The 13,817-nt window shown below is 43.2% G+C and carries 15 protein-coding genes and 1 riboswitch; of the genes, 12 read left to right on the plus strand and 3 right to left on the minus strand.

Translation table 11 applies throughout. The annotated features are described in order from the left end of the window. Window positions 1–128 precede the first annotated feature (128 nt). The 4 genes from ACFP56_RS12120 to ACFP56_RS12135 all read left to right on the plus strand — a co-directional run bounded on the left by ACFP56_RS12120 (window position 129) and on the right by ACFP56_RS12135 (window position 4,086). Window positions 129–1,085 (plus strand): ABC transporter permease, encoded by a 957-nt coding sequence (locus ACFP56_RS12120; protein ID WP_379234775.1) that lies wholly within the window; start codon window positions 129–131, stop codon window positions 1,083–1,085. Further along, window positions 1,072–2,028 carry an iron chelate uptake ABC transporter family permease subunit gene (locus ACFP56_RS12125; RefSeq protein WP_379234777.1) on the plus strand — a complete coding sequence of 319 codons (957 nt, stop codon included), beginning with the start codon at window positions 1,072–1,074 and terminating at the stop codon, window positions 2,026–2,028. Before ACFP56_RS12120 ends, ACFP56_RS12125 begins: the two co-directional genes overlap by 14 nt. Then, window positions 2,025–2,792: an iron ABC transporter ATP-binding protein gene (locus ACFP56_RS12130; protein WP_379234779.1), complete on the plus strand. Its 768-nt coding sequence runs from the start codon at window positions 2,025–2,027 to the stop codon at window positions 2,790–2,792. Before ACFP56_RS12125 ends, ACFP56_RS12130 begins: the two co-directional genes overlap by 4 nt. A 247-nt stretch (window positions 2,793–3,039) precedes the next feature. Next, window positions 3,040–4,086 (plus strand): siderophore ABC transporter substrate-binding protein, encoded by a 1,047-nt coding sequence (locus tag ACFP56_RS12135; protein ID WP_379234781.1) that lies wholly within the window; start codon window positions 3,040–3,042, stop codon window positions 4,084–4,086. Window positions 4,087–4,184: 98 nt separating this feature from the next. Here ACFP56_RS12135 and ACFP56_RS12140 read toward each other — a convergent pair whose 3' ends face one another. Beyond that, window positions 4,185–4,862, minus strand: coding sequence for a potassium channel family protein (locus ACFP56_RS12140; protein WP_379234783.1), 678 nt, complete (start codon window positions 4,860–4,862; stop codon window positions 4,185–4,187). Between the two features lie 97 nt (window positions 4,863–4,959). After that, window positions 4,960–5,105: riboswitch (cyclic di-AMP (ydaO/yuaA leader) on the minus strand. Window positions 5,106–5,284: 179 nt separating this feature from the next. Further along, on the minus strand, window positions 5,285–5,611 hold the full coding sequence (locus tag ACFP56_RS12145) for an antibiotic biosynthesis monooxygenase family protein (protein ID WP_379234785.1): 327 nt from the start codon (window positions 5,609–5,611) through the stop codon (window positions 5,285–5,287). Between the two features lie 227 nt (window positions 5,612–5,838). Here ACFP56_RS12145 and ACFP56_RS12150 point away from each other — a divergent pair, with 227 nt between their 5' ends. The 7 genes from ACFP56_RS12150 to ACFP56_RS12180 all read left to right on the plus strand — a co-directional run bounded on the left by ACFP56_RS12150 (window position 5,839) and on the right by ACFP56_RS12180 (window position 12,443). Next, window positions 5,839–6,594 (plus strand): MerR family transcriptional regulator, encoded by a 756-nt coding sequence (locus ACFP56_RS12150; RefSeq protein WP_379234787.1) that lies wholly within the window; start codon window positions 5,839–5,841, stop codon window positions 6,592–6,594. Beyond that, window positions 6,578–8,293, plus strand: coding sequence for an ABC transporter ATP-binding protein (locus ACFP56_RS12155; RefSeq protein WP_379234789.1), 1,716 nt, complete (start codon window positions 6,578–6,580; stop codon window positions 8,291–8,293). Before ACFP56_RS12150 ends, ACFP56_RS12155 begins: the two co-directional genes overlap by 17 nt. 54 nt (window positions 8,294–8,347) lie before the next feature. Continuing rightward, window positions 8,348–9,085, plus strand: coding sequence for a CPBP family intramembrane glutamic endopeptidase (locus ACFP56_RS12160; RefSeq protein ID WP_379234791.1), 738 nt, complete (start codon window positions 8,348–8,350; stop codon window positions 9,083–9,085). 193 nt (window positions 9,086–9,278) lie between these two features. Then, window positions 9,279–10,262 (plus strand): ring-cleaving dioxygenase, encoded by a 984-nt coding sequence (locus ACFP56_RS12165; RefSeq protein WP_379234793.1) that lies wholly within the window; start codon window positions 9,279–9,281, stop codon window positions 10,260–10,262. A gap of 36 nt (window positions 10,263–10,298) precedes the next feature. Next, window positions 10,299–11,240: a ring-cleaving dioxygenase gene (locus tag ACFP56_RS12170; protein ID WP_379234795.1), complete on the plus strand. Its 942-nt coding sequence runs from the start codon at window positions 10,299–10,301 to the stop codon at window positions 11,238–11,240. 148 nt (window positions 11,241–11,388) lie between these two features. Then, complete coding sequence (locus tag ACFP56_RS12175) at window positions 11,389–11,985, plus strand: helix-turn-helix domain-containing protein (protein WP_379234797.1); 597 nt, start codon at window positions 11,389–11,391, stop codon at window positions 11,983–11,985. Window positions 11,986–12,197: 212 nt separating this feature from the next. After that, window positions 12,198–12,443 (plus strand): hypothetical protein, encoded by a 246-nt coding sequence (locus ACFP56_RS12180; protein WP_379234799.1) that lies wholly within the window; start codon window positions 12,198–12,200, stop codon window positions 12,441–12,443. A gap of 23 nt (window positions 12,444–12,466) precedes the next feature. Here the strand turns inward: ACFP56_RS12180 and ACFP56_RS12185 are convergent, their stop codons facing one another. Next, window positions 12,467–12,688, minus strand: coding sequence for a hypothetical protein (locus ACFP56_RS12185; protein ID WP_379234801.1), 222 nt, complete (start codon window positions 12,686–12,688; stop codon window positions 12,467–12,469). Window positions 12,689–12,771: 83 nt separating this feature from the next. On the opposite strand from ACFP56_RS12185, the gene ACFP56_RS12190 reads away from it, so the two are divergent. Further along, window positions 12,772–13,671 (plus strand): helix-turn-helix transcriptional regulator, encoded by a 900-nt coding sequence (locus ACFP56_RS12190; RefSeq protein WP_379234803.1) that lies wholly within the window; start codon window positions 12,772–12,774, stop codon window positions 13,669–13,671. Window positions 13,672–13,817: the final 146 nt, after the last annotated feature.

The raw sequence follows: 13,817 nt of genomic DNA on the forward strand, positions 1-13,817 counted from the left end.
GTATGCAAGATTGCGATAAATTACGTCATTGATTTTAAGGCATGGTTTTACTATAATTGAAATCGTACACTCAGAATGATAATCGTTTTCAACTTTCATACTGAAATAAAACATGATGAGGATGCCACATGAGACTATGGATGTTAATAATTGCCATTGTAGTCCTGTCATGCGTTTCGCTGTTTATAGGAGCAATTGATATTAGAATTAGTGATTTGATCAACGGAAACACCGATAAAATCGAAATTTTCCTTATCAGTCGAGTTCCACGCTTAATGGCGATCATATTGGCAGGCGCAGGCATGAGTATTGCCGGTTTAATTATGCAGTCTTTAAGCCGCAACAAATTTGTATCGCCAACAACTGCAGGTACGTTGGATGCAGCAAAGCTTGGAATTCTAATCTCCATGCTGTTTTTTACGAATGTAACGTACACCCAGCAAATCATATTCAGCTTTGTATTCGCGCTCTTCGGCACCTTGTTGTTTATGCAAATTCTGGACCGCATCAAATTCAAGGATGTTATCTTTGTTCCACTGATCGGAATTATGTACGGCAATATTTTGTCATCGATCACGACGTTTTTTGCGTATGAGAACGATCTCATACAAAATATTTCCTCATGGCTAATGGGCAGTTTCACACTGATTATATCTGGGCGATATGAGCTGCTGTACCTCAGTATTCCTGCTGTCATTCTCGCTTATCTATATGCGAACAAATTTACGGTTGCTGGTATGGGTGAGGACTTTGCGAAAAATTTGGGCTTAAGCTATAAAGTCGTTTTGAATATTGGACTTATTCTTGTTGCAATAATTGCTACAACTGTCGTACTTACGGTTGGGGTTATTCCGTTTTTAGGATTAATTGTACCTAATATCGTTTCTCTGTATTTGGGAGATAATTTACGCAAAACGATTCCACATACAGCAGCGCTAGGAATTGCGTTCCTATTATTATGTGACATTATTGGACGTGTTATCATTCATCCATATGAGATTCCAGTCAACGTAACCGTTGCAGTAATCGGTAGTGCGATCTTCTTAATTATGCTGTTTAGGGGGAGAGCCTATGCGAAAAAATAGTACGAAGCTGATTGGACTAGGAATACTGGCTATTATATGTATATTATTTTATGGGTTATACGATATTAAGGGCGGTTTCGATTACGCATTTCCACGCCGTATGATTCGAGTAGCAGCAATGGTCATTACAGGCATCGCGATTGCGTATTCAACGGTTATATTTCAGACGATTACGCATAATCGAATTTTAACGCCTTCCGTTATGGGGCTCGACTCGATGTATGAGGTCGTGCAAACGCTGATTTACTTTTTTGCAGGATCGGTATCGATCTGGGTATTGAATAAGTATCTCAATTTTGGAGCAGCTATTTTCGCGATGGTATTGTTCGCGCTTGTATTATATAGGTTTCTGTTCCGAGCCGATAAGCATCCGATCTATTTATTGCTGTTGATCGGGATGATTATCGGGACGCTGCTTGGCAGCTTGGTGACATTCCTGCAGGTCATTATCGATCCTGTTGAATATTTAAGCCTGCAGAATCGTTTGTTTGCTAACTTTACCAATGTGAAGAAGGATTTGCTGGTAATTGCTGCTGCGATTTTGGTGCTAGCCTTTATAGTAGGCTATCGCATGCTGCATAAGCTCGATGTCATGTCACTTGGTCGTGAGAATGCAATGAATTTGGGAATCAATTACGATCGCGTGACGATGAATATGCTGATTTTATCAGCTGTGCTTATTGCGACTTCCACGGCATTAGTAGGGCCGATAACGTTTTTAGGCTTAATTGTAGCGAATTTGGCATATCAATTTTTAGTGACCTACAAGCATTCGGTGTTGATTTTAGGCGCAAGCCTGATTGCGATTATCGCCATTGTAGGAGGTCAGTTCCTCGTCGAGCATATTTTTGAATTGCGTACAACGCTTAGCGTCATTATTAACTTTGTAGGCGGCGTGTACTTTATTTACTTATTACTCAAAGAAAGTAGGGCAGCGGGATGATTGAAATCAAAGGACTAACGAAACGATTCGGCAAAAAGCCGGTTGTAGAGGATGTATCCATTACGATTGAGCCCAAAACGATTACGTCATTTATCGGACCGAACGGTGCCGGTAAATCTACGCTGCTTTCTATGGTCAGCCGACTGCTTGAAGCAGATACGGGCGAGGTGCTGCTTGATCAAAACAACGTGAAGAAGTGGAAATCAGGCGAATTTGCCAAGCGCGTCTCGATTCTAAAGCAGTCTAATCATATTAGCGTACGGTTAACAGTACGCGAGCTGGTGGCGTTTGGGCGCTATCCGTATTCAAAAGGTCGTCTAACGCCGGAGGATGAGCAGTTTGTCGATCAAGCAATTGAGTATATGAATCTGGCGGATATGCAGGATAAGTTTTTGGATGAGCTGTCTGGCGGTCAGAAGCAGCGCGCGTTTATTGCGATGGTCATCGCACAGGATACAGAATATATTTTGCTGGATGAGCCGCTTAACAATTTGGATATGAAGCATTCGGTGCAAATTATGAAAATATTGCGCAGACTAGTTGATGAGCTGGGCAAAACGGTTATTATCGTGCTGCATGACATTAACTTTGCTTCCGTATATTCCGATCGCATTGTTGCGCTGAAGGATGGCAAGCTGGTGAAAAACGGTCCTACCCATGAAATTATTAATTCGGACGCCTTGCGCGATATCTACGATATGGAAATCCCGATTCAAGAACAGAATGGCTGCCGAATTTGCGTATATTTTAATTCTCATACGTAAGATAACTGTCTGGAGTGATCCAGGCAGTTTTTTTGTAAAGTTCTGGTGCAGCCGCAATGGTTTGGAATGCAGGACGCTCGTCATTCCGTTATCCACTACCGTGTATACATGTGCGACAAAGTGATTAATTTTGCAAAATAGTATTGACGTTATCGCAAATTACATCTATAATGAGAATCGTTGTCAGTGATAATGATTATCATTGTATAGAATTGTAATATAACATAGAAATAAGGGGAGAGCGTACATGAAAAAGATGTGGAAGGTAGCAGGTGCAGTTTTAGCCATTTCTCTAGCACTGGTTGGTTGCGGTACAGAGAAGGAAGAAGCAGTAAATCAAACGACCGCTGGAAATACAGCAGCACAGGGCAATGATACAGAGGAACCAGCTGTTGCGGCACAAGGCTCTGCAGTTTACCCGTTAACCATTTCCTCTACTGTAGCTTCAGCTGAAACAGAAGATAAAGGCACAATTGCGTTTGAAGATGTTACATTTGAAACGATGCCAGAAAAAATCGTAGTATTCGATTATGGCTTCCTTGATACATTGGATGCGCTAGGCGTTGAAGGAATTATTGGGGTAGCCAAGGATTCAACGCTTCCAGCTCATCTTTCTAAATATTCTGCTGACGAATATGTAAGCATCGGAAACTTGAAGACGCCTTTGCTTGAAGATATTGCAGAAATCAAACCAGACGTTATTTTCATCTCTGGTCGTCAATCTACGTTCTATGAAGAGTTCCAAGAAATTGCGCCTGTCGTATTCGTAGGTGCAACACAAGACGATTACTGGAATACATTCCTGTCATCTGTGGATGTAGCAGCGAAAATGTTCGGCAAAGAAGCTGAAGCTGAAGAGTATTTGGCTCAATTCGATTCCAAATTGGAAGAAATCAAAGCACTGGCAGGCAATTTTGAAAATACATTAGTAACGATGTACAACGAGGGCAAGCTGTCTGGCTTCGCTACCAATTCTCGTTTCGGCTATATGTATGACATTTACGGCTTCAAGCCAGTAACGGAAGATATTCAATCTTCTTCTCACGGCTCTAACTTTGGCTTTGAAGCAATTCTTGAATTCAACCCAGAAGTGCTGTTCGTCATTGACCGCACAGCTGCTACTGGTGGAGAGTCCAATATCCAAGCAGATATGGAAAATGATATTATTAAGAAAACGACTGCATACCAAAACAACCGCATCGTATACCTGGATGGTCCGCTATGGTACCTAAGCGGTGGCGGCTTGCAATCTGAGCTTGCTAAAATTGATGAAATTTTGGCTGAATTGAAATAAATAATTGCATGTATGTAAAGTAAAGCCGTCAGGCACTGATTGCAGCTCCAACCTTCATTGGATGGAGTGAAGACCAGAGCCTGACGGCTTTTATTCTTCTACTTGAGCATTTCTTTAGTTCGAACGTATCTTTTCTCCAAATGCGCAATACCTTTGTTGCTGCCAATAATGACAAGAATATCTCCATGAGATATCTGATCATCAGCAGTCGGCGATATATTCATTTGGTTATCCTTTGTTCGGATCGCAATAATATTGCAGCCATAGCTGGCGCGCATTTTAAGCTGTTTTAATGATTTACCACACATGGAGGGCGGCGCATAGATCTCGACCAGACTATACTCAGGCGCTACCTCCAAAAATTCAATCAAATGCTGTGACGTAATCTGATGCGCAACCCTCACTCCAGTATCGCGCTCAGGATGAATAATGTGATCGACGCCGAGTTTCTCAAGCACCTTGTGGTGCAGGTCACTAACAGCCTTTGCAGTGATCGTTTTTACGCCTAAATTTTTTAATTGAATGGTTGCTAAAATATTTGCCTGCAGATCATCTCCAATAGCAACAATCGCATGATCCATATTATGGACACCTAGCTCAAGCAGTGTTTTCTCGTCTGTAGCTTCAGCACGGTATACATCGGTAGCAAAGGAAGCACATTCCTGCACTTTTTTAGGATCCTTATCTATAGCTAGAACCTCATATCCCATCGATAGTAAGGTTTTCGTTACACTTAATCCAAAACGGCCCAATCCAACTACGATAAATTGCTTCACAGTATCCTCTCCTACACAGTGATCGTTCGATATAAAAACGCAAAAAACCACAGGGGACTCCCCTGTGGTCATAGATTGCTTATGAGCACAAGCTTCAACACCCTCTCAATACGCTTACGAGGTTAGCTGACGGATTCGGACGATTGAGAGTTGCCCTACCTTAAGCCATACCGTGACTAAAGGATTCACCCCGAAAATTGGTTCCCCCGGTTCCCCTAACAGGAAGTTCAGCGATCAGATTATAGTTTGCATCGTATATGGATGAATCATACTCCCATTCATAGTTGAAGTAAAGCTCGCAGGAATACGATTAAGCTTGATTTTGAGAGGTTAGCAATCAGCTTAACACGATAATCAGTTCATTCCAGTGTCTAGCTTGCGCTTGCTATCGTTTTTGCAAGCAAGCTATTACAGGTCTTGTCTTAGTCGACAACAATGTATCCGCCGTGCTCCATGCTAACGATATATTCTGGCTGTGGTGGTTTTCCATCCTTCAGCTTTGCACGATGCCCTGCAATATGCTCGGGGCTTTTCTCCCACGCCTTCCAGGCCTCTTCTGACTCCCAACGGACCATCATAATGACTTCTTCATCGCCGCGGCGTGTCTTTTTGACTAGCAGCTCACGACCGAGAAATCCTTCACGCTGTTCAATAAGCGACGGACCATCCTCTGGCTTTTTCTTAAATCGCTTTAAAATTTTATCTGAATTTCCTTCGGTTACGACCCATTTTCGCATTTGTACAAACATATAATTGCCTCCTTATCGGATAGAGTATTTTCTTACTCAATATTTTTCAGTAAATAATAATGAGAATCAATCCCAATACAACCAGTATACCTTAAATTTGACCGTAACGTAATAGCGGATATGGCGTAGACCATGATTATTGTTCTAAAAGGAAAAGGTTACAAATATTAGCTTGATTCTAACGTTACGTCAGCATTTATAATAAAGCCAACAGGGAGGGATATGAGATGTATACCATTGGACAGTTCTCGAAGAAGACCGGGGTCACGATACGCGCCTTGCGATATTACGATGAAAAAAATTTACTTAAGCCGGCTTATATCTCGCCAGCAGGCAGGCGGTATTACGAGGATCAGGACCTTGTAACCCTTCAAAGAATATTAATCTTTAAGTATCTCGGATATGCACTGGAGGATATTCAAGGCATGCTGATGAGCAGTACGCACAATCTTCATGATTCATTGCTGCAGCAGAAGCAGGAAATGCTCATTAAAAAAGCGCAGCTTGAAAAAACGATCGAGACACTCGATCATGCTATTGCGCTTTCTGAAAAGCAAGAACAGGTTCATACTGACATTTTTCTTGCATTGATACATGATTTGATTCGTGGTGATGAACAGAAGTCATATTTGAAGACGTTTTTACCAGAGGATTTGGTTGAGGACTTGTATGATTTTTCGAATGAAGAGCTGATCTTATTAAACAAGCATTTCATGGCGGTTGGTTTGAAAATCAAGGAGGCTTATCGCTTGCAGCTGACAGAGGAGGAGGTACTGCCGCTTCTTGAGGAGCTATTCGCTGTTATACCTCAGCATATTATGGATCGTATCGTTGAGGTTTCCTTACAGATTGATGAACAGAAGCTGCAACTTGATTCAGCACTTTTTAATATGCCGTTTACGAAGGAAGAGGAAAAGTGGCTGGAGCCAATGATAGAAAAACTTAGCCTGTGGGGAGAGATGTCTAATGAATCATCAACTTAAAAAACTACTAGCATTGATAAAGGATACGAAGCCCCCAAAGTGGATGATGGTAGTAGCTGTTCTGCTCGGTATTGTTGAAACAACAATGGGCCTAGCTGTACCCCTATTAACGATGGAGGTCATCAACTCCTTTCAGGATCAAGGCATGTCGTGGTCAGCGCTGCTGCTGGTAGGATTGGCTTTGCTTGTGCAAACCGCGATATCAGGTATTGCCTTCTATCTTATGTCCGCGATTGGTGGGAAAATTGTCGCTGGTATACGGGAGCGTGTATGGAGTCATGTGCTGCGATTACGGGTTGCTTATTTTGACAAGCATGAGTCTGGGGAGACGATGAGCCGCATTACGCAGGATACGAATGTCATTAAGGAGCTGATTACGCAGCATTTTATTTCATTCTTCACGGGGCTGCTGACGGTTGTAGGCTCTGTTGCGATTCTACTGTGGATTGACTGGAAAATGACGTTGTTGATGCTAATCGCTGTGCCGCTGTCGATTGCGGTATTGCTGCCGCTTGGCAGTCGCATGAATCAAATTTCCCTCGCTCATCAAGATGCGCTCGCTCACTTTAACGGCCATCTGGGACGCGTACTGACGAATATTCGACTAGTGAAGGCATATCAGGCTGAAAAGGTTGAAGACGAGCGCGGACAATCGCAAATTAGAAGTCTGTATCGCATAGGTCTTAAAGAAGCAAAAATCTTATCGATCCTGTCTCCAGTAATGACGCTGGTCATAATGATTGTGCTTATTGCGATTTTCGGCTATGGCGGAGCTCAGGTTGCCTCAGGAGCGATTACAGCAGGCGCACTAGTCGCGATTATGTTTTATTTGGTGCAAATTGTTGTGCCGTTTACGCAGATGGCTACTTTTTTCACATCCGTTCAAAAAGCGCTTGGGGCAACCGAACGCTTGCATGAGATGCTTGAGCAGCCAGTAGAAGGCGGAGGAGAGACTGTGCTGAAAGCAAAACAGTCGGAGCTCGTATTCGATCAAGTGGACTTCCGTTACGAGGAAAAGCAAATTTTCAATAAACTGTCCTTGGCAATTCCACATGGAAAAACAACTGCACTTGTTGGAACTAGTGGGGGCGGCAAAACAACGATTTTCTCTTTAATTGAAAGGTTCTATGACAATCACGGCGGTACAATTCGTTACGGGGATCAACCAATCGAGCAGATTAAGCTTCACGAATGGCGCAGCTTGTTTGGTTATGTATCGCAGGAGAGTCCACTTACGAGCGGGACGATTCGAGATAATGTAGCTTATGGCGATGTAGCGGCAAGTGAGCAAGATATCATAGAAGCGCTGAAGAAGGCAAATGCTTGGGAATTCATCAGCCGCTTGGAGCATGGCATCGATACGCAAGTAGGCGAGGCGGGCATTAAGCTATCAGGTGGACAGCGTCAACGAATTGCGATTGCGCGAGCCTTGCTTCGAGATCCGAAAATTTTACTGCTGGATGAAGCGACGTCGAATCTGGACAATGAATCGGAGGCGTATGTACAAGAAGCATTGAAGGAAGCAATGAAGGGAAGAACGACGATCATTATTGCACACCGTTTATCGACGGTGACCCATGCCGACCAGCTTATTGTGCTGGAGAATGGCGTCATAACCGGCAGAGGCACGCATCAAGAGCTGATGCATGGACATGACTACTATCAAAAGCTTGTGAAACGATCAGCCGAAGCGATCTAACAAATTAATAATTAGACGACGTCGCTGTTTTGTAAACGAGATGGGGGTGAAAAAGTGGAAATTGCATTTTGGCTAGTCATCATATTTATCGTGTTGTATGAACCTATTGTTGGTTATTTTGATTTTCAAAAATTCAAGATAGATGTTAAAACGAAAGATAAAGCAAGGATCAACTATTATATCCATTCAATGATAGGTCTATGGATCCCCACCATTTTTATACTGCTCTTAGTTGCATTTACAGACCTAACGTTCACGAATATTGGATTAACAATGCCAATGATTAACACTGAAGAACTTGGTCCAATCATTACCTACGCTACATTTGGTGTTGCTTTATTATATTTACTCGGTATCTTATACTATTTAATTGGTTATCATTATAGCAGTAAGATTAGAAACAAATTTTTGCAAGCAAAAGAAAAAGAATGGGATAAAGTAGAATTTTCAGAAATACTTCCAGCAACAAAAAAAGAGAAAACCTTGTGGAGCTACGTTTCAATTACCGCAGGGGTAACTGAGGAAATTATATATAGAGGATTTTTAATTTTCGCTTTAGGGTTCTTATTTCCTAATTTTCCAATTTGGATAAATATTATGTTAGCCTCATTATTGTTTGGTCTCGCTCACACTTATCAAGGCTTTTTAACGGGAGTAGTAAGAACAACAATTTTTGGAATGTTATTTTCTATCCTTTATATTGGCTTAGGGTCAATTTTACCGCTTATTGTTTTTCATTTCTTAATAGATTATTTTGCGAAATTAGGAGAAAAAGAATTGAAAAATCAATAACAGTTGACATATTCATACGTATTTATGAAAACAGCCAAGAGGCTCACTTTGCCTCTTGGTTGACTTTCAAAAGCATCGTATGCTACAATTATCTTAAATTAAAGATTTTTGTATTTCACTTATTACAGAAGCTGCAACTATTTTTTTAGAGATATATCTTAAATTTAAGACATTTAACATTGGAGGGTTTACGATGAATCAGTTAAGAGGTATTCACCACGTTACTGCAATCACGAGCAGTGCAGAGAAAAACTATCAATTTTTTACGTATGTGCTGGGCATGAGACTTGTGAAAAAAACAGTCAATCAGGATGATATTCAAACCTATCACTTATTTTTTGCCGATGATACAGGCGCACCAGGAACAGATATGACGTTTTTTGACTTCCCCGGCATTCGAAAAGGAACACATGGTACGAACGAAATATACAAAACCGCGTTTCGTGTTCCTTCAGACGCCGCACTGGCATATTGGGTGAAGCGTTTCGACAAATACGATGTAAAGCACACAGGCATTAAGGAGCTGTTCGGCAAAAAGACGATATCCTTTTCTGACTTTGACGACCAGCAATATATGCTGATTTCCGATGAGCTGAATGAGGGGGTTGCTTCAGGGACACCGTGGCAACAGGGACCTGCACCGCTTGATTACGCGATTACAGGGCTAGGGCCAATTCATATTCGTGTGGCGCAGATAGACTATATCAAGGAAGTGCTTGAGAAAACCATGCTAATGCGCCAGATTGCCAAGGAAGGCTCGTTGTATTTGTTTGAGGTTGGCGAAGGCGGAAATGGCGCTCAAGTCATTGTCGAGCACAATATACTGCTTCCGCAAGGACAGCAAGGTTATGGTACTGTCCATCATGCTGCATTTCGAGTAGCAGACACCGATGCGCTGAAGGAATGGATTAAACAAATGGAAAGCTTCGGCTTCATGACCTCCGGTTATGTAGATCGTTTCTTCTTCGAATCGTTATATGTACGTGTTGCCCCAGGCATACTATTTGAATGGGCGACAGACGGACCGGGCTTTATGGGCGATGAGCCCTATGAAACGTTGGGTGAGAAGCTGAGTCTGCCACCGTTCTTGGAATCAAAACGAGCACAGATCGAACGGATGGTTCGGCCAATTGATACAGTTCGAAGCACGTTGAAGCTGGAAAAGGAAGTATTGTAACTTAAATGTTGAAACGAGTAGGAGTGGATTACAGTGATGACAAAGCATACAGCAGGAATTCATCATATTACCGCTATCGTCGGCCATCCGCAGGAGAACGTTGATTTTTATGCAGGTGTATTAGGCCTTCGTCTAGTAAAGCGAACGGTTAATTTTGACGATCCTGGAACCTATCACTTATATTTTGGAGATGATCAAGGCAGACCGGGTACGATCATTACATTTTTTCCTTGGGCTCAAGCACATCCTGGGAAAATTGGCGATGGTCAGGTTGGTGTAACTACGTATGCCGTTCCATCAGGAGCGCTTGAATATTGGAAGCAGCGTCTCACAGCCTTCCATATTCCTTATGTGCTCTCAGAGCGCTTTGGCGAGGCGTACATTCAATTCGAAGATCCGCATGGCTTGCAGCTTGAACTCGTTGAACGAGAGGCGGGAGCGCTCAATAGGTGGTCCTTTGGAGGGGTTACGAAGGATGTCGCGATCAAAGGCTTTGGCGGCGCGGTGCTGTTCTCAAGTAGCCCTGAGCGTACAGCAGAAGTACTGACAGATGTGATGGGACTGGAGCTTGTAGGTACAGAAGGCGATTATGCCAGATACCGCGCTTCGTCTGATATTGGCAATATTGTTGACGTGAAGCTGACGACTGGACAACGTGGCATTATGGGGCCGGGAACGGTGCATCATCTAGCCTGGAGAGCGGTAGACAACGAGGATCAGCTAAGCTGGCAGCAGCATGTTGCAGAGCGAGGACTGCATGTGACTGATGTGCGTGACCGTAACTATTTTAACGCGATCTATTTCCGTGAGCCTGGCAATATTCTATTTGAGATCGCGACAGATCCACCAGGCTTTGCTCATGACGAGTCTTACGAGAGCATGGGCAGCAAGCTGATGCTGCCTGCACAATATGAGCAGCATCGCAAGCAGCTGGAGCAGATGTTGATTCCAATCGAGGTACGTCAGCTGGAGCAATAACGCATAGCAACTGAAAACGTAACCAGCAGTAAACGGAAGCTTGCAAAGCTTCCGTTTTTTTGCAAGCGAATGTTGCTACTCTACGGAGCGTTGATTGAGACAAAGCATGTAAAAGGTTTATGATGGAGAGGCTGGAGGTGATACGGGAATGGATTGCTTAAAAGTTGGCAAGCTCATTCACCAGCTGCGCAAGGAAAAGGGTATGACGCAAAAGCAGCTGGCAGATCAGATGAATATAAGCGATAAAACAATTTCCAAATGGGAGCGAGGTTCAGGCTGCCCTGATGTATCTTTACTTGGGGAACTAAGTGCGATACTCGGTGTAGATATTGATAAGCTGCTGGATGGAGAATTGAATCCAAATGAACAGGATAGAGGGAATATGAAATCAATCAAATTTTACGGTTGCCACACATGTGGAAATGTAATGACGAGCACAGGCCAAGGCAGCCTGTCCTGCTGCGGGAGAGTGCTGGAGCCTTTAAAGGCGCAGTCTGCTGCAGGAGAGCATGAGATGAAGGTAGAAAGAATCGATCATGAATTCTACGTTACGTTGAAGCATGAGATGAGCAAGAAGCATTATTTATCATTCGCCGCGCTCGTTACGTATGATCGCGTGCATCTGATTAAGCTCTACCCAGAGCAGAATGCAGAATTTCGCTTGCCGCTTCTGAATCGCGGCGCACTTTATGTATACTGTACGCAGCATGGATTGTTCAAGCTTGATCGCATACCGAGCTATTAAGCAGACGCACTACTACTCGAGCATGACAACAAAGCTTAGTTATCGCACATGTATGAACGGCTCCCCTATGGTTAAGAGACTTTAGATTCCCTCTTCTACCATAAGAGGAGCAGTTTTGCGTTTTGGACTAGTTTTGCTTATGAAAACATGCATGCACTGATCAAGCGCGGACATACTAATGCCAAACAATCCGAATGGAAGGAGCGCTTGGAATGGGTGTATGTCCGTTATGCAATGCCTTGCAGGAATTCAGCGGCTCATGTCCTCGCTGTCGTCATAACATGGAGGATGCCGGCAAGGTATCTGACTATCTTGATCCGTATGGACATTATAATGACGATGAAACAGTAAAGATGGGGGATGGCTTTCCTCATACTGCAGACGAGCCGGCTTGTCCGCATTTGATCGTATGTGCAAGCTGCGGCTACGATCACGTGCAGCTCATTACTTATTGGTAGCACCTGGCACAGCCACCGTGCAATTACCCTTGAGAATCCAGCTCCTCATAAATCTCCAGCTGCTCCTTATCTGGCGTATAAGCAATAAGATTCACAGAAACCCCCAGCTGCTGCTCGATTTTTTCCTCTAAATTTTGCAATTCCTTTAATAGCTCCGGCTTGTCCTCCAAATTGGCAAACGTATAGTCTTCTCTCACTGTTCGTCCCTCACATTCTAATAAGATATCGTTATTGTTGACAGCCATGCTATCCTTATTCGCTCCCATTTTCGCAATTTTTATCAAAAATAAGTCGAATCGCTGCGGTACAATAAACATGAGGTGAGCGAATGAAATATAGTAACGTTACGCAGCGAACCATTCACTATATCGAACAGCATCTAACAAGCAAGATGGTTTTAGACGATTTTGCGCAAATTGTCGGCTATTCCAAATTTCATTTAACACGCGTGTTTAAGCAAGAGGTAGGTATGGCCATTAGCGAATACATTCGCATGCGGCGATTGGCTGTGGCCGCGATGCTGCTCATGCATAGCGAGGAATCCATATTGATGATTGCCCTGGAACTGCAGTTTCAGTCGCAGGAGGCATTTACACGCTCATTCAGAGAAAGCTATGCGATGCCGCCAGGGAAATATCGAAAAATGATGAAAACGTTAATCGGAATGGAGGAAGAAAATATGAATAATGAAAGCATGGCGTCTGAGCAATCGCCAATCAAAGGATGGTTTTTAAGCGGATCGCATCCGTGGCAGTATACGATTGGGATAGATGAAAAAGTATTTCATTCTGGAGCCAAGTCAGGCGTTCTGCAATCTTCATCACAAGAGGTAGAGGATACGGAGCAATTTGGAACGATGATGCAGAGCTTTCAAGCTGACGACTACTTGGGTAAACGACTTAAAATGTCCTGCTACATAAAGTCAGAGGACGCTTATAAATGCGCGGCTTGGTGCCGGGTAGACAATGCAGCAGGCGATTCTATCCAATTTGACAATATGCATAATCGATTAATTACAGGGACTACCGATTGGAATTACTACACGATCGTGCTGGATGTGCCCGAGGGTAGCGAGTCCATTCATTTCGGAGTACTGCTAATTGGAAAAGGGAAGGTTTGGGCTGATGGGTTCCGCTTCGAAGTGGTTGACCATAAAACCCCAGTAACAAATATGCTGGATCAGATTCAGCTGCCCAAGCAGCCGCTGAATCTTGATTTTAGCGAATAGCATAGATTGCTGCAAGGCTAATGAAAAAAAAGACACGACAAAGCAGAGGGTGTGCTAATGAGAAATTGCACCCTCTGCTTTTTACGAATTTGACCGAATGCGTGGCTGCCAAGTTGTTTTGCCGCTGTTCCAGCTGCAAAACAATG

This window comes from Paenibacillus septentrionalis (genome assembly GCF_042659865.1).
Classification (GTDB): Bacteria; Bacillota; Bacilli; order Paenibacillales; family Paenibacillaceae; genus Pristimantibacillus; species Pristimantibacillus septentrionalis.